This window comes from Microcoleus sp. MON1_C1 (assembly GCF_036701945.1).
Classification (GTDB): Bacteria; Cyanobacteriota; Cyanobacteriia; order Cyanobacteriales; family Microcoleaceae; genus Microcoleus.
In genome coordinates, this window is record NZ_JAUBRO010000041.1 from 46566 (window position 1) to 63708 (window position 17143).

Genomic DNA, 17143 nt, shown 5'->3' on the forward strand with positions numbered 1-17143 from the left:
GACTTTAGAGACAAATTTCATGGATGTTATCGAGTTTTTCGAGTTAAGTGCAGGCAAATGGTTTTCTCAGCGTACCGTACACAATCTCAATTCTGGGGAATTGCAGGCAGGTAAATCCGACCTCAAAATAGAAATACTGACAGCTAGCGATGCAGCAGTCGTCAAACTTTGCCAACAACACTCGATTAACCCGGCCTCAACTGGGCTAACCAGCGTTCGGATTAGTTGGGACGGTATTCCCGATCGCGACAAAGCTAAACAAATCGGTTCTACCATACTAGCGATCGTACCAAATCCCGACAATCCCAGCGAAGGCAAAGTGTTCCAAGACAAGGGTAACGGCCGCTACGTGATGGGCGACGACGTGCTGACATTGATTACAGAATCAGACACCCTCCATGCGGAAGAAAGGCTGTGGTATCTCATGCCCAACCTGCGGTTGCGGACTAGCGTTGTTAAGCAAGCTAACGGTACTGAACAAGCTTCTTTTTGTTCGGAAATTCGGATGGGAGGCAGTCCCAAAAGTGAAGAGTGACAAATAACTATGTAGTTCTCAAAGTTTATACCCTATTTCTGCTTTCTCCCTTCTTTCTTCTGCCTTCTCGGGCAATCGCTTTTAACTTAGTATGAAAATCAGTGTGTTTGACAACTGGGAATGATTTTGCCACAGGTTTGTCCGGTAATTTGTGCTCAGCTTCGGCTCGATCGGCGAGGGCGGTAACAGCCACATCTTCATATACTACAAATTCTGTATTTTCTTTTGTGCGATCGTCGGCTGCAGGTAATTTTCCTGTTTCCTCTGCCTCTGTGTTTGGGACTTTTTCATGAAGCGCCACATCAAGTTGCGCCTCTGAGGGCCCATGCCAATCTAAATCTGCGGCAGTTACTTCCGATTCCTGGTTCGATAAAAGTATATCTTCCGGTGACAGTTGAGCAGCACTTTCCCCGGTTAAATTTTGAGGAAAATTATTGCATACCAAGCGTTCAAACTCGCGATTGAAATGATAGAGAGGTTGACCTATCCGATGCCACATACTCAATAGCTGTTCCACAGAAACAGCCTTGTAGCGCCCTTGATAAAGCGCTTCAACCACTGCTAAACGCAGCCAATAGCCGGGATACTTGGTCAGCCATTCACCCGCCAATTTCTCGGCTTTTTTGCCACCTAGGTCAAAACCGTAGTGAACCAGCAGAGCCGCTGCTTGTGCAGATATTGCCGTCACTTCTGTCATGGGAACTTGGGAATTGGGATGTTGAAGGAAGAAGGAAGAAGGAAGAGGGAAGAGGGAAGAAGTTCGGCAACGAAGCAGGGTACGGGATTTAATGGATGTAACGGATAGAAGGAAGAATTACCAATTACCAACTACCGATTACCCATTATCCATTATCCAATTTCCAATTTCCAATTGAATTAATCGGATAAACGCACGCCTCCTTCTACAGTTCGCGCGTCCCCGGAAAAAGGTTGGGGAGTCCCATTCCAGTTGAAGTCGCTAATTCTAAAAGTCAGGCTGCCAACTTGACGCTCAGGATTAAAACGCAAAATGATTGCGTAGCTGCGGCGACTGTATTCTAAAGTGTAATTCGTACTGATGGTTTCCCCGCTTTCTAAATTAATACCACTTTGAAATCCAACTCGAAAGCCTCCGTAAACTTGCTGGACAAGCCCAAAAGACAGGACTCTCAAATCTACTAAGCGATCGAATAAAAACGGCGAGATACCGTCGCGCCCCACCTGGGTATAAGTCACGTTAAACCCAGTGTAATCGAGGAAAGGGCGGGAGAAATGACCGAACTGCCCTTGAATGCCGACGCTGCCGGCGAGCGAATTTTGTCGATCGCCGCTGCTGTAATAAGTGCCAACTCCCCGGAGTCCCAATGCCAGTTGCAAGAAAGGAACCACCGGCGTCCGCGTATACCTCAAACCCTGGGTGGGAGTGCGGGGCAGGGGTTCGCCCTCCCACAAGTTGAAGCCGCGGCTCAAGGCGAAGCTAAGTTGGGAACGCCCCAGATCGACGCGGTTGTTTTCCCGCACTGGTTCGAGCAAGTCTGGTCGATCGGTGTCAGCATTGATAAATTGATATCCAGCTTGGTAGCTGAGATTGATGCCAGTGCCTCCGAGTTCGATGACTGGGGAAGTGAGGACTGCCCCGAGGCTGCTCTGCACGGTTTGATAGCCCAGAGAACCGTTAAACAGCCGATCGCGATAACTGTATTCTGCTGCCAGAGAGTGAGTGCCGATCAACTGTCGCAGGCGCAAATTGCCCCGAAAGCTGTCTTCCGGCAAGTTCGGGAAATTTTCAAAACTCAGAAATATTGCCGATCCGTCGAGCCTGGTGCGCGGGCCCAGAGAGGCGCCCAACCTCGCTCTGAGCCCGTAGCTGTCGGGAAAAAACGGATTGCCACCGTGCTCTGCCACAATCCGCTGAAGGTAAATTTGCGGCGTCAGGGTCAGCCGCACCGGCCCGTTTTGCAACACCTCAAAACCGCACTCGGCATACAAACCGCCTCTTTCGCCCCCGTCGTAACCAAAAGTCAAACACGGGCCGCTCTGCTGCCGGCTGTCAAACACTTGCCTGCGGGGATACACGGGTATTTTCACCCGGTTGTCGAACACCAAGCGGGGTTTAGTTGTGACCAATTCCTCTGCCGTGGGCGAAATCCTTCTAATCGTCGCCGTGCGGGCCCTGTATTCAAATTCCGGCGGGGAAAACGGGTCGTTAGTAATCCGAATGTTGGTTGCTACCCTCGCGCCGTCTGGCAGCAGTTCGATGCGTTCTGCTTCAAAGCGGACGCGGTTGACGGCGCCGGTCACTTGGGGGGCTGCTAGCTGACCGCCACCGCCGATAGTCACTGTAGCAGCGCCGGGGGATTTGACGCCGCGCAGGGGCTGCTGGCTGGTAATTCGATCGCTCAGCGGCTGTTCGAGAATCGTCCCGGCACTGATATCTGTAGGCAGTGTGGGAGTCAATTCGCTACCTGCTGCGGGCAGGAAAATTTCGCCGCTGGCTTGTTCGACTGCGCCGGCGTTGAGGCCGAGATTGAACTCCATCCGCTGGCCGCGCACTACTTGTTGGCCGCGGGTATAGGCGACATTGCCGGATGCTACCACTTGGCGGGTGACTAAGTTGACGATCGCTCGATCGGCATCAATCACAGTTTGCCGGAACCGCACAACGACATTACCAACCGCCGTCACAATTTGCTGCTTGTCGTCGAATTCTTGGCTGTCGGCCTTAACTTCAATAGTATCGGCCGGAGTCACCGGAAAAGGCACCGTCCGCTGAGAAGGGGCGGTGCGGACTCCTGGCGGCGCGGCTGGTTTAGGCTTCGGTGTCGGCGCAGCGGGTGTTCGGGGTGCGGGGGCAGTTCCTGGTGTGGGAATGTCGAACTGCTGTTGCCCGCTGGGTGCTGGTTCTGGAACGGGAATCTCTGCAGGTTCGGGAGGGTTATCTTCTAACTGCCGGCCTTGGGCCTGATACCAACTTTCCTGCTTTCCGCCAAGATTCCTCTCCTGTTGTTTCTGCGCCTCTGCGGTTCGTTTTCGATTGCGAATGGCAAGGGCATTTTCTACCGAACCCAATTGGTAAGCAGTAAACGAGGAATCTTTCGGAGTTTCCGCACTTTCGGGTTCTCCCACAGGAGGCCGACGCTGAAATCCCACCACTGCCTCGCCGCTTTCCACTGCTGCTAGGGGGTCGGCGATTTCTGGAGGCTGGTCGGTGGCTGGGGTAGTGCCGAGGAGTGTGGCTGCTGGTTCTGCTGGGGCTGGTGTGGGTTCTGGCTCAACAATATCTGGGCTTGGTTCCGGTATTTCTGTGGGGTTGCTGCGGGTGTCTCCATCGGCGGCCGCGACAGTGAGGGCGACTTTTTTTGGCTTTGCGATGTAGATGATGCCAGGGGGTTCTGGCGGCGGTACCGGATAGGGCATAGTTACAACAGGTAAGTCATCCGATTTTAGATTTTAGATTTTAGATTTTATAGGGTGCAAATTATTAAAAATTTTTGCATCTAAAAGGCAACTGTTTAGACATTAATCTGACATCTAAAATTTGCAGTGGCTTTGGCGCGCCAGAATATGGCTGCTTTCAGAACTTGCTTCCGCCACAAGATAACCTCGCTGCTGGTGCGAGGTCAAGTTTTTTTCGACTAATTTTTGCGAGTTTGCGGGCTAGCTGGGCGGCTGCGGTGGCGTTCCCCCCAGCCACCGGGCGGGATAACTTGTTTATTCCATGTCTCTGCGGTTGGGGTTCCGGGCCGGGTCATTGGACAAAAATCCAAATACGAACAGGGAAACAAAAAATAAAACAACTACATTAACTACGATTTTGAGGGTTAGCACTGTGGGAGTCTCCAAAGATGGCATAATACTGAGCTGATTTGCTGCTGTTGCAGCAACTTTTTTATCATAAGCTAAAGATTAGTCAATTTTATCTTTGCTTTTGAGGATTTTGGGCAAGTTGATTTTTGCCCAATTCCAGAGTTGCTCGGCGATGTTTTCTAGCCGCAGCATAACTCGATCGAGCCATTCGAGCACTTGTTCTAGCGGGTGCTTAATGTATCCCATCGATTCTGCTTTTGTTTCTAAGTAGTCTCCATCGGATGGGACGCCTGCGCTGGGATTTTTTGGTTCGGCTGCGGCGGGGGTTGCGGCGGTGTATCTGCTAGTTTGCGCGGTGATTGCTGCTGGGGATTGGTTGTTTTGTGCGGTGTTCGGGTTTGTGTTTTTTGGCACTTGGGTTTCCGGCGCGCGCCCTGGGGTTGATTCTGCTGCGAGTGCAGAGCTATTTTTTTGAGTAACTGCTAAATCAGATAAATCAGATGCTGTTTGGGGTTGACTTTTTGAGCTTTTTGTCAGCAAGCTCTGTTTTAGCTGCCCCAGCAGGCTGTGAAGTGCTTCGGGGTAAGGGGATATTGAGACTGCGGTCGATCGACCTTCTGCCAATTCTCCTAATTCTGCTATTTTCTCCTTGACTTTGGCACTGCTTTGTGCTGCTGCATGGGGTTCGGAACTTGCGTCGGTTAAATGCTGCGGTGCTGCTTCCCCGAATAAGTCTTGCCAGTTCAGCCACGGTCGATCGACCTCTGGGCTATTTTGTGTGTTTTCTTGTTCTTGTCGCTGTTTCAAATAATACTGAATTGCAACTGATTTCTCCGTATTATCGCTGGCAGCCGTTTCTTTTCCCAAAAGGTGGTCTACTGACGACCAAATGACTTGTTCGATGTTTCGAGCGTATTTTTCCAGGATGTCGCGGGCGGAAAAATCTAAATTGGTTTCCGTGCTGGATGTGTCAATTTTTACTCCTGAGTTTTCTGTGGGTGCGGCGATTGTTTTTACCGATGGCGGTAGGGTAAATTCTTCCAGGTTGACGGCGGCGCGATCGAGTAATGTAACAAAGGAGAGAGGAGTAGGGGGTCTATCGAACTTGCTGTTAAAATTAGTTTCTAATTTTGGGGTATCGTGGTCGATCAAATTCGATGCCGCAATTGACTGCTGTGGGGTTTTTGCTTCGATCTGGGCGCGGGCTTTTTGAACTAAGATTGAATTGCGGTCGATCGATTTTTTAACTGCGAGGATTGATTCTCCAAACTGATTTCTTTTCAGAGCAACCGGACTCGTCTGAAGCCATGCCATCAATTCCCAAAAACGACGCACCGGTGGCAACTGCGCTTTTTTGGCAGCCGACTCCAAACCGAGATTAAATTTTAATTCTTTTTGGGTAATTTCCCGCCGTTCGGGCCCGCAGTTTGCTACTTCCCAAGTTATGCGACCTTCAAGCACTTCCTGCTGTTGGGGTGTCAAAATATCTAAAATCTGATTTTCTTTTCCGACCAATACTAAAGTGCGGGCTGGGATAAAACTGGCAATTCCCTCAACTTTCGGTTGCGGTTTTAATCCAGTTTTAGCAAGCGGGAGTTCTAAGAGGGAAGTGGTTTGATGCTTTGTGATTTGTCCGCTAAAATTGATTGCCGGATGTAAATTGTTAGCAGTATTTCCCTGATTAATTAACAGCGGGAACGTGGCTAAAGTTTTCGCGGTTTGCGACGAGTTTAGTAAATTTTCGGCGAGGTGCAAAATTTCGGCGATCGAACTTTCGTCGGAAGTTTCCCCCTGATACCAATTTTGTTGCCCATCGGGATTTTCGTCCCCGACAAATTCTTGCAGTTCCGGTAAATCTACTTTTTGACTTGATTCCCGCAACTGTCGGCCTAGTAGTCGGGAACTTTGCACCAGCAAATAAGCTGGATAAAGCAGGATTTGGGTGGCGGTGAGAGTTGCTTCTTTAATTTGACGCCAAGTTCGATCGCAATTGTCAGCGACTTGGCGGGACTGTTTCGATATAAAATTTAATAGTCGGCTTTGGTATGGGCCGTAGTAACCGTTGGACATAAGTTTAATTATTGAATTCAGATTTTTGATTCGCGCCGGAATTGCTGAATATTGCTGTAAAATCAAAGCGAGATCTTAATCGCAGCTTCAAACCCTCTGAAACCTTTATTTCTTCGCGTCCTTTGCGTCGGGGCGGTTCAATCCGATTTTTGATTAATACACAATTCCTATTTTAGCGAAATATGAGCGCTTCTGTGTCACCTGCTAGCAACAATATTTCTGCCACTGTCGAGAAGTTGCGCCGCCTCAGTCAAGTGGAGGTTCAGTCTGGTTGGAGGTACTGCGATTCTGACTCGGCTGTCTCTTCGGTAAATATTTGTAACAGCCCTGTTGCTGAACTTAACAGCAAAGGACATATTGCTTGGCCGTCTGGGAAGCAAGTTTTGTATTTGGGCCAGCAATTTGTAATTCCTGACACTTTGCACGGCTATCCTGTGGCTGGTTGGCGGTTGCTGCTGGGCTTGACTTGGTGGGCAGAAGATGCTCAAATTTTTGTCAACGGCGAGTTAGTCGGACAGGGAGATTTATTTGATTTTGCCGATCGAGTTTTGTTGAGTTCGTCGGCCAATCCCGGAGATGAATTTTTAGTTATTTTGCGGTTGGTAAGTCCGGGTCACGATAACGGTGCTTTAGTGCGATCGATTTGTTTGTACGAAGCTGCTGACTCTTCTTGTTTCGATCCGGGTTTTGTGGCTGCCGAATTAGAGATTTTGCAAAATTCGCTAACTCAAAATTTAGAAAATGTAAATTCCCAATACCTCTCCACTGAAACAATAGCAAATCGCCCCATGTTTGTCAAGGGGGAAACGCTGAAATCTGAGATTGATTTGGCGATGGATTTAATTGATTGGTCGGCGGTGGGCGATCGCGAAAAGTTCGATCGCTCGCTGTCTGTTTTGCGGCACAATTTACTGGGATATCTGCAGGCTTTTTCTGGGGATTTAGATGAGGTAACTGCAGATGGCGCAGAAACCGCAGAGGGAGGAAGAAAAGATGCGGTTTTTGAGGTTAGAGAGAATAGCAATTCTACATCTATATATATAGGAGAAAGCGGCGGGCTGACATCTATATATACAGGTAAAATCTATTTGGTCGGTCACGCTCATTTAGACTTAGCTTGGTTGTGGCCTGTCCCGGAAACTTGGGAAGCGGCACAGCGAACTTTTGAGTCGGTATTGAAATTACAATCAGAGTTTCCCGATTTGATTTTCTGCCATTCAACTCCGGCGCTTTATGCTTGGATGGAAGAACATCGCCCGGACTTATTTGCTGCGATTAAAAAACAGGTGGCGGCGGGTTGTTGGGAAGTTGTCGGCGGGATGTGGGTAGAACCGGATTTAAACTTGATTTCCGCTGAATCAATGGTGCGGCAAGTTTTTTACGGACAGCGTTATGCAAAAGAAAAATTTGGAGAATTGATGCGGGTGGCTTGGCTACCGGATACTTTCGGTTTTGGGTGGCAATTACCTCAGATTTTGCGGCAAGGTGGAGTTGATTATTTTGTGACGCAAAAGTTGCGGTGGAACGATACAACGGAATTTCCCCACGGTGCATTTTGGTGGGAAGGGTTGGACGGTACTAAAATATTTAGCATGATGTCTGCTCCAATTGGTGAAGGCATAGAATCTGTGAAAATGGCAAGTTATGCTTTTGACTGGCAAGTTAAAACTAATTTGCAAGATGCTCTTTGGTTGCCTGGGGTTGGCGACCACGGCGGTGGCCCGACTCGTGATATGTTGGAGGTGGCGAAACGCTGGAAAATGTCGCCCTTTTTCCCGAGGTTGGAGTTTGCGAAAGCGGTTGATTATTTGTCTTTGATTGAGAGTCAGTTTTTGCCGGAAGTTGCGGAAAGTTCGCAGGAAAGCGATGTTGCAAAACCGGACAATCAGGAGAATTTGGCGGCGCGAGAATTGTCAAACTTGTCGGCAATTTCCGCAACTAAGTCCGAAAGCGATGTTTCAGAATCGGACAATCAGGAAAATTTGCCAGTTGTCGAAAGCGTCGGGAATTTGGGGGCGCGAGAATTGTCAAACTTGTCGGTAATTTCGGATGCAAATCCTCCCATCTCACAACTCAAAACTATTCCCCCCACTCTCCCTGTTTGGAAAGACGAACTTTATTTAGAATTCCACCGAGGCTGCTACACGACTCGCGCCGACCAAAAACGCCAAAACCGCCGCTGCGAAGAATTGCTCTACCAAGCGGAGTTGTTGTCTTCGCTGGCAACGATTTGTACTGGTGCGGTTTATCCGAAATCCGAATTAGAATCTGCTTGGAAACAAATTTTGTTTAACCAGTTTCACGATATTTTGCCCGGTTCTGCGATCGCCCAAGTTTATGCGGATGCTAATATAGCCTTTGCCGAGGTCGATCGCACTTGTCGCGAAATCTTGGTAAAATCTTTGGATGCAATCTCGGCCCAAATTTCTCTCCCTTCCCCTCCCCAGCCCGACGCTCAACCGATTTTGATTTTCAATACTCTCAATTGGTCGCGCTCTGAGGTTGTTGCTGTACCGCTTCCGGATTCCGCTGACTCAGCTTGGCAAATTTACGACTTGTCCCGACGGCGATTGGCTTCACAGATTCTCAGGGGCGATCGACTCGAATCGCAATCTAAACTATTATTCTGGGCAAATAATCTCCCTGCAGTTGGCTACCAGGTGTTTTGGCTGTGTCGCGAAGACGCTCAAACTGTGGATAATGCGTCCGCGAGTCCAGAAACCGAAAAAAAGACAGAGTTATCAAAACTTACATACGGTATAGCACAAAAAAACACAGTTAGTCAAGAAACGCCTTTTGCAGCCGCACAAATGGTTTTAGAAAATGAATTTATTCGGGCAACAGTAGACGGACAAAACGGGGATTTATCCAGCATTTGGGATAAAGTAAATAACCGAGAAGTCCTGAATGCAGCAGGCGGCAATCAACTGCAAGCATTTCAAGACAGCGGGCAATATTGGGATGCTTGGAACATTGACCCAAATTATGAAAAACATCAACTACCAGCGCCGACACTCAAAGATATTTCCTGGATAGCACAGGGAGAAATACGGCAGATTTTGCGAGTAGTCCGACAAATTGGCAAATCGGAGTTTTGCCAAGATTATATAGTAGAAATAGGTTCGCCGCTGCTGAAAATCAAGACAGTTGCAGATTGGCAAGAAAAGCACGTTTTAGTAAAAGCAGCCTTTGGCTTAAATGTAGAAGCAGATTTTGCAACTTGCGAAATTCCCGGCGGTGCGATCGCACGCACAACTAAACCGCAAACACCAGCCGAAAAAGCCAAATGGGAAGTGCCGATTTTGCGCTGGACTGATATCAGCAATGACGGTTTTGGAGTCAGTTTGCTCAATGATTGCAAATACGGTTGCGACCTTCAACCGAATCAAATTCGGCTGACTTTGCTTCGGGGTTCGACTTGGCCGGATGAACAAGCAGATGTAGGAGTTTCCGAATTTACTTGTGCAGTGTATCCCCATGCTGGAAATTGGCAAGAGGCCGGCACAGTTCGGCGCGGCTATGAGTTGAATTTGCCGCTGCTAGTAAAGGTGTTGCCACAGTTGGGAGAAAATCGAAACAAGAGTTTACCCGCAGTTGGTAAATTCTTGGATTTGTCGGCGGACAATTTAGTTTTGATGGCGTTTAAACAGTCGGAAGACGATTCTAATGTGTGGATTTTGCGCTGTTGCGAATCCGAGGGTAAAGAGGCTGTGCTAGAATTGAATAGTGATTGGGGATTAGAAATTGTAGGGCCAGTAGATTTGTTAGAACGACCGGGCAATTTGTCGGAAAAGTTGTCGGAAGGAGGAGGATTTAAGATAGAGCCTTGGAAAATCGGGAGTTTTACAATTGTGTCCAAAACAGATACCTAAAGACTTTATACCGGAATAGGCGCTCGGCTATAAACCTACCTTTTTACCTCTCATTTATTCTCTTCTCATCTCCCCTCTGCGCCCTCTGCGGTTCATGAAAAACAAATCCAGTTCGCACAGGTAAAAGCCCGAGGCTAAAATTTAATTGTATGACCGTGATACTGCAATGATTATAGCCTTTTAGTACAGCCAAAAATAAGCGATTGCCAAAGTAACGAAAGTCAGCGGCAGCCCGAACCGCAAATGTTCTTTAAAAGTCAGCCGATCGCCTGATTTCCGTGCAGCAACTTCAGCTACAATCAAATTAGCCACAGAACCCAACAAAGTTAAATTCCCCGCCAGAGTAGAACCCGCCGCCAACAACAGCCAAGCTTGTGTATCTGTTTTGACAATCACCGATTGCAGAACTAACACCGCGGGTACGTTAGAAATTAAGTTAGAAAGAATTACCGTTACTCCCAACAAACTCAGCGGCGTATTAGTCAAAGTAGTTAAATTGTCCAACAAACCCAGTTGTTGAGTGGCTTTAGTCACCACAAACAATCCCGCAAACATTACTAGCAAATTCCAGTCAACGCCTTGCAAAATGCGATCGGACTTGACGCGCCTAGTAATTAACAATATACTGGCAGCTATCCAGGCAGATTCTGCTAAAGGTGCTCCCGCCAAAAAAGCTACTAAAAGTCCTGCTGTCACCCACAAACTTTTTGCTAGTAAAGGCTTGAACAATCGATACCTGACTTGAGTAACCTCCGGCAAAGATTTGCAAGAACGCACTTCTGGATAAAGCAAGTATAGCCAAGCTACTTGAACCAGCAAACAAATTAAAGCTACTGGTGCGAGAGACCGGGCAAATTCCAAATAACTAATTCCCGAAAAAGAACCGACGAGAATATTTTGCGGGTTGCCACTCACAGTCGCCACTGAACCTAAATTAGTACCTCCGGCTAAAGCTAAAAGATAAGGGATAGGATTGAGAGACAAAGAGCGAGTCAGACTCAGCGTTAAAGGGGCCAGCAAAATAGCAGTAGTGTCGTTGAGAAAAAATGCCGATAAAATGCCGCTGCCAAAAGTAACTGCCACCATAATGCCGAAAGGAGAACGAGTAAAGCGAGTTAAAAACTCCAAAGCGAGTTGAAAAAAACCCGATGCTCCCAAAGCGGAATTAACGATCATCATTCCGAGCAAAAAAACGATCGTATTGGGGTCGATCGCCTCCCAAGCAGTTTTGAGGTTAAGTATCCCCAAAGCCACCGCAAAAGCTGACCCGATAATTGCAACCGCCGCCCGGTTCACCCGCAGCCCCGGCAAATATCCCAAACCGAATCCGAAGTAGGTTAGGCCCAATACTAGGTATTTGAGTGTTATCATATATACTTAAAACTATTGATTGCCGCTTTTTTCCATTGTCTGGGATGCTAAAAGTACAGACCGGGTAATTGCAGCTAAACCTGCTGGCATTGCAACTAGCGCTAAATATCGCCGTGGAAAATAGCCAGTTTTGCAGTAAATTTATCAATACCAATTCAGATATAGTACGTCATCGCAAATTTATCCAACCTTTTGAGACTTTGCGAACTTAGTGCGAACAAAATTTGTCAACCGGCGCCAATTAGCCCTCACAACTTTCTTCTGATCTATAATATGCAAAATCGTGAACGCTAAAAATGTGTACGCCAGCCAAAAATGCAAACTCCTTCCCAGATCAACCATTGCGGAATTCTGCGGAAACATATCCGGCAAAACAATTCCGAAAAATTTCACATTGTTACTTTTGTAAGAGTTAGAAAGCAAGAAACCAGCAACCGGAACTAGCCACATAAAAACGTACAAAGTTGCGTGCAGAGCAAAATTTTTGTACCATTCCTTTGTAAACTTTGGCAGGCGTTTCGTATATTTTTTCCACCATACCCGCAGCAGAGTTAAAATCCGCCAAGTCAGTAAAGCCATTGTCAGCACTCCTACGGATTTGTGAAAATCGTAAAGGGGGCCTCGAATAAACAATTCTCCTGGCAATCGAGCCATAGAAGTACCGGTAATAAACACCACTAAATAGCAAGCTGACATAGCCCAGTGTAGAGACATCAGTTGTTTGAACGCAGAATTAAGTCTGGGTTTCGCAGCGGGTTGGGTACTCACTCTTCCTTACCTCCTTAGCGTTTGCTGGACAAGATTAAGTATAAACTCTAGGACTAAAGCCCGTGAGCGATTGGGCATTATAAGATTTACTTAACTTAATTATTGCAAATATTTATTAAGCTGTCAAATTAACTGTATTCACGATCGTCATTCCCAACACAAAACGCTGGTATTGGGGTCGATCGCCTCCCAAGCAGTTTTCAGGTCGAGTATCCCCAAAGCCACCCCAAAAGCTGACCCGATAATTGCAGCCGCCACCCGGTTCATCCGCCGCCCCGGCAAATATCCCAAACCGAATCCGAAGTAGGTCAGTTCCAATACTAGGTATTTGAGTGTTATCATATATACTTAAAACCATTGATTATCGGTTTTTTTTATTGTCTAGGATGCTAAAAGTACAGACTGGGTAATTGCAGCTAAACCTGCTGGCATTGCAACTAGCGGGAAATATCGTCTGCAGACCGTGTACCAACTAGAAACAAACACAGTGGTTGGATGGGGAAGCGAAAACCAGGAGGCTGGACAAGTGGTATTTTTGTTACAACTTGTAACTTTTTTCAAACAACAGGTTTAATTTAGTTTCACAAAAAAGTTAAATTCCAGAAAGTAAAATTAATTACAGTCGAGTTAAGCTAAAAGTGTTTGCTAAAAAAAGTCATTCAAGCAACCCCGAAACCAACTATTCTCACTTGCTCGACACCGACGGCGAGTTCGCGACAGCAAAACTTTCGTGCAGCCACCAAGTCGAACAAGATTGGTATGGAACTCTCTATGAGAATTTTCCGGGCATTTACTTCGTTCTAGACGCTTTGGGAAGAGTTTTTTCGCTCAATCAATTCGGCGCGTCTCGCCTTGCCTACAAATCGCAGGAATTAATTTGTCATTCAATTTTTAACATATTTTACTGCCAAGAGCAGGGCAAAATGCAGGCAGAATTTGCCGGATTGACCCAGCCGGAAAACGGTACGCCCACTCCAAAAATAGCCTGTTGGGAAGGCTGCTTGACTTGCAAAGACGGCAGGATTATTAGGGTAAAAGCAACCGCGCGCCCAATGCCGGCGGTAGATTGGAAAATAGAGGAAAATACTAATGGTCGTTCCATTGCCAATTTCCAACGGCCGGCTGTACTGTTAGTTTGCGAAGAAATTAAGGCTGTTTCGCAGTCACCCACGTCGCTCAACCCGATAGCAAATTGGCGCAGTCCAACTTTAGCGATCGCAAAATTAGCCAAAAGTCAACTTAAAGAACGCAACAATATAGAAGACTTCATCCGCGAAGTAACAGAAACGGCTGTCAGTATTGTCAACTGCGATCGAGCTAGTATTTGGCTGTATGGTGAAGACAAAACGCAGCTTCACTGCATCGACCTTTACGAACAAAATACTAAACTCCATTCCGTACAAATAATCATCACAGCATCCGACTGTCCGGCATATTTTCAAGCTTTAAAATCTGCAAGTGCGATCGCTACTGTGGCAGCAGAAAATGACCCCAGAACGCGAGAACTTGTCGGTCTTTATTTGCTCGATCAGGGCACGACTTCCCTGTTAAACGTACCGATTGTGCTAGCAGGTCAAATGGCGGGAATAGTCAGCGCCGAACGGCAGGGTTCCGACGGGGATTGGACGGAAGAAGAACACGAATTTACCCAAATATTAGCAGATTTTGTATCCTCAAGTTTGTCAGCTAGCGAAAAGTTAAAATTAGAAGCACTGCGGCACGAACAGCAGCAAAATTTGCTGACAAAATACTACGATCAACTAGAGGAAAGAGTAGAAAGACGCACGGCTGAACTCAAAAAAGCTAACCAAAAACTTCAACAAGAAATAATTAAAAGAAAACAAGCAGAAGCAGAACTACGCCTGCAGCAACAAGAACAGCAAATTATTTTTGATTCCGTGCCGGCGATGATTTGGCTCAAAGATACCGAAAGTCGTCTGCTGCGAATTAATCAAGCCGCCGCTGCATCGAGAGGTGTGCCCGCAGCTCAATTAGAAGGTAAATCTTTTTATGAAATCTATCCAGACGAAGCAGAGCAATATTATTTAGAAGATTTGGAAGTAATCCATTCTGGCCTTCCCAAACAGGGCCAAGTCGAATTGCTACCCACAGCCTCCGGTCAAAAATGCTGGGTGCGGACAGATAAAATACCTTACCGGGATGAAACAGGTAAAGTCGCGGGTGTAATCGTCTTTGCAGTAGATATTACTGATTTAATTAGAGTCGAAAAAGAACTGCGAGAATATCGCGATCGCCTCGCAGAAAAAGTCGAGAAACGTACTGCTATGTACAGGCAAGCCATGACCGCTTTGTACTCGGCAAATACGCAACTGCAACAGTTAATTAACAACAGCTATTCCTCGGGGGAAAATGGCAGCAGCCACTCAGCAGCGCGGTTGCTCGAATGCGAAGCTTATTTTGAAGCAGTTGCCGTGGCTGACCGCGACACAATTTTGAGTGTCAGCAGTAATTTTGCCGAACTTTTTGGTTACGAACCTGCGGAAATGGCGGGAATGAGCTTGCTGGAACTACTGTCGCCGAAATCATACAAACAGGCGCCACAAATGATTTCTGCAGCCAGCAATACAGTCTGTGAAACTATTTTTCTCAGGCGAGATGGAACTGCTTTTCCTGCTGACGTTCGCAGCAAATTCGTATTGTGGGAAGGTCGTTTAGTACAGGTGAAAGCAGTCCGAGACCTCACGGAACGCAAATTGACCGCAGCAGAATTAGAGCGATCGCGCTCTCTGCTGCACGCTACCTTAGAAGCAACAGCCGACGGCATTCTCGCGGTTACTACCGCCGGAGAAATGATTAGTTATAACGAAAAGTTAGTTCAAATGTGGGGAATTTATGAAGAAGTTAGAAACTCAATGGATAGAACGGTGCGACTGGCATTTCTCACTAAGCAAGTTAAAGATCCGAAAGCTTTTTTGCAGAGAGTTAAAGAATTTTATAGCGATGCCGAGTCGGAAGGTTGCGATATTCTAGAATTTAAAGACGGGCGCACTTTTGAGCGCTACACGCAGCCAATTCGAGTCGGACAAAATATTATTGGCAGGGTGTGGCGCTTCCGCGATATTACCTCTCGCGAAAAGGTGACGGCAATGTTGGGAGATTCTCAAAGGCGCTTCCGGGCAATTTTTGATTCTTCTTTCCAATTTGTGAGCTTGTTGAAACCGGACGGCACTCTGCTGGAAGCTAACCAAACTTCTCTGGATTTCGCGGGAATTAAGCTGCGGGATGTGGCTAATAAACCGTTTTGGCTGTTGCCTTGGTGGGGAGATTCTGAGGAAGTTCAGGAACAGTTGCAAGAGGCAATTTCTCGATCGGCAAAAGGTGAATTTGTCCGCTATGAAGTGGAAGTTCAAGGTATAAATCGGACGGCAACTGTTGATTTTTCTCTCAAACCAGTCGCGGATGAAACGGGCAAAATAGTATTGTTGCTGCCCGAAGGTCGGGACATTACTCAAAGTAAGCAAGCCCAAGTCGCGCTGCGACAACAAATAGAACGGGAACGCTTGATCGCACAGATTCAATCGCGCATCCGCTCTTCTCTGGATCTCCAAGATATTCTCAACACTACAGTAGCGGAAGTGCGGGAGTTTTTGGCAACCGATCGCGTCCTGGTTTTCCGCTTCCGACCAGACTGGAACGGAGATGTGGTGGTGGAGTCGGTTGGAGAAGGATGGATGCCACTCAAGGGGATGGGAATTGAGGATTGCTGTTTTGCCACTACTTACATCGGACAGTATTTAAAGGGCCGCATTCGTGCCATAGAGGATATTAACACTTCTAATTTGAGCGAGTGTCACGTTAATTTTTTGGAGACTTGTCAGGTGAAGGCAAATTTGGTGGTGCCGATTGTCCAGCAGGGAATAGAACCTAGGGAAGGTAACGGTTCTTGTCAAGTGCCGAAGTTGTGGGGTTTGCTGATTGCCCACCACTGTTCGGCACCCCGCCAGTGGCAGCAATTTGATGTGGATTTGCTGAGTCAGTTGGGTACTCAAGTTGCGATCGCGATCGAACAATCTTTACTTTACCAGCAGCTAGCTGCTGCCAACCAGCGACTGGACGGGTTGGCGAATTTGGACAGTCTGACTCAACTAGCTAACCGCCGCCGTTTTGACGAGGTGATCAACCGCGAATGGGAGCAGTCGAGCTCTTTGGAACCGCTATCTTTGATTATGTGCGACATTGACTGTTTTAAACTTTACAACGACAACTACGGCCATCAAGCCGGGGATGCTTGTTTGCAGCAAGTGGCGCGGGCGATCGGGGACGCTTGCACAAACGCACCCCCAGAACGCCTCTATTTGGCTGCTAGGTACGGCGGCGAGGAATTTGCGGTAATTTTGCCAAATACGGATATCGTGGCTGCACAGGCTGTTGCTGAGGGAATCCGCAGCCGCGTCAAAGCCTTAGCACTTCCCCACATTAAGTCTGTTGTCAGCGATTGCGTGACTCTCAGCATGGGGGTGGCGACGATTTCTGAAGGTCAAAACTCGCCGAAAATGCTGATTGAAGCTGCTGATAAGGCGCTTTATGGAGCTAAGTCTGGCGGGCGCGATCGAGTGGCGATTAGCCAGTAATTATTAGTTGTTATTGGTTGTTGGTTATTGGTTACTTGTTATTTGTGGGTTATGAGTAATTTGTTTCTCATAACTGGAGTTTAGACTAAGCAGACCACAGGAGCGCGATCGAGTCTCCTGTTATGAACGTCAATTTTGAACGGCAAGGG

10 protein-coding genes are annotated in these 17143 nt (G+C 47.3%); 3 read left to right on the forward strand and 7 right to left on the reverse strand.

Translation table 11 applies throughout. The annotated features are described in order from the left end of the window. Positions 1-19 precede the first annotated feature (19 nt). Positions 20-535, forward strand: a complete 516-nt coding sequence (locus tag QUA62_RS21515) for a phycobiliprotein lyase (protein WP_333406560.1) — start codon at positions 20-22, stop codon at positions 533-535. A 25-nt stretch (positions 536-560) separates the two neighbouring features. On the opposite strand, the gene QUA62_RS21520 is transcribed toward QUA62_RS21515, so the two are convergent. The 4 genes from QUA62_RS21520 to QUA62_RS21535 form a co-directional block, all read right to left on the reverse strand. After that, entirely contained in the window at positions 561-1232 is a 672-nt protein-coding gene (locus QUA62_RS21520) for a hypothetical protein (protein WP_333406562.1), read from the reverse strand. 179 nt (positions 1233-1411) lie between these two features. Beyond that, the gene (locus tag QUA62_RS21525) at positions 1412-3931 is read right to left on the reverse strand and encodes a DUF3769 domain-containing protein (RefSeq protein WP_333406564.1); all 2520 of its coding nucleotides are present in this window, start codon (positions 3929-3931) and stop codon (positions 1412-1414) included. Positions 3932-4225: 294 nt separating this feature from the next. Beyond that, entirely contained in the window at positions 4226-4342 is a 117-nt protein-coding gene (locus QUA62_RS21530) for a photosystem II reaction center protein I (protein ID WP_106151135.1), read from the reverse strand. Between the two features lie 78 nt (positions 4343-4420). Next, positions 4421-6391 carry a hypothetical protein gene (locus QUA62_RS21535; RefSeq protein ID WP_333406566.1) on the reverse strand — a complete coding sequence of 657 codons (1971 nt, stop codon included), beginning with the start codon at positions 6389-6391 and terminating at the stop codon, positions 4421-4423. 182 nt (positions 6392-6573) lie between these two features. Between QUA62_RS21535 and QUA62_RS21540 the strand changes: the two genes are divergently transcribed. Beyond that, the gene (locus tag QUA62_RS21540) at positions 6574-10263 is read left to right on the forward strand and encodes an alpha-mannosidase (RefSeq protein WP_333406568.1); all 3690 of its coding nucleotides are present in this window, start codon (positions 6574-6576) and stop codon (positions 10261-10263) included. A gap of 180 nt (positions 10264-10443) precedes the next feature. On the opposite strand, the gene QUA62_RS21545 is transcribed toward QUA62_RS21540, so the two are convergent. The 3 genes from QUA62_RS21545 to QUA62_RS21555 all read right to left on the reverse strand — a co-directional run bounded on the left by QUA62_RS21545 (position 10444) and on the right by QUA62_RS21555 (position 12744). Continuing rightward, entirely contained in the window at positions 10444-11634 is a 1191-nt protein-coding gene (locus QUA62_RS21545) for an anion transporter (RefSeq protein ID WP_333406570.1), read from the reverse strand. A 180-nt stretch (positions 11635-11814) separates the two neighbouring features. Beyond that, a complete protein-coding gene (locus QUA62_RS21550; protein ID WP_333406572.1) occupies positions 11815-12402 on the reverse strand; it encodes a cytochrome b in 588 nt (195 codons plus the stop codon). A gap of 147 nt (positions 12403-12549) precedes the next feature. Then, entirely contained in the window at positions 12550-12744 is a 195-nt protein-coding gene (locus QUA62_RS21555) for a hypothetical protein (protein WP_333406574.1), read from the reverse strand. A 296-nt stretch (positions 12745-13040) separates the two neighbouring features. Between QUA62_RS21555 and QUA62_RS21560 the strand changes: the two genes are divergently transcribed. Then, entirely contained in the window at positions 13041-16994 is a 3954-nt protein-coding gene (locus tag QUA62_RS21560) for a PAS domain S-box protein (RefSeq protein WP_333406576.1), read from the forward strand. The last annotated feature ends 149 nt before the right edge of the window (positions 16995-17143 follow it).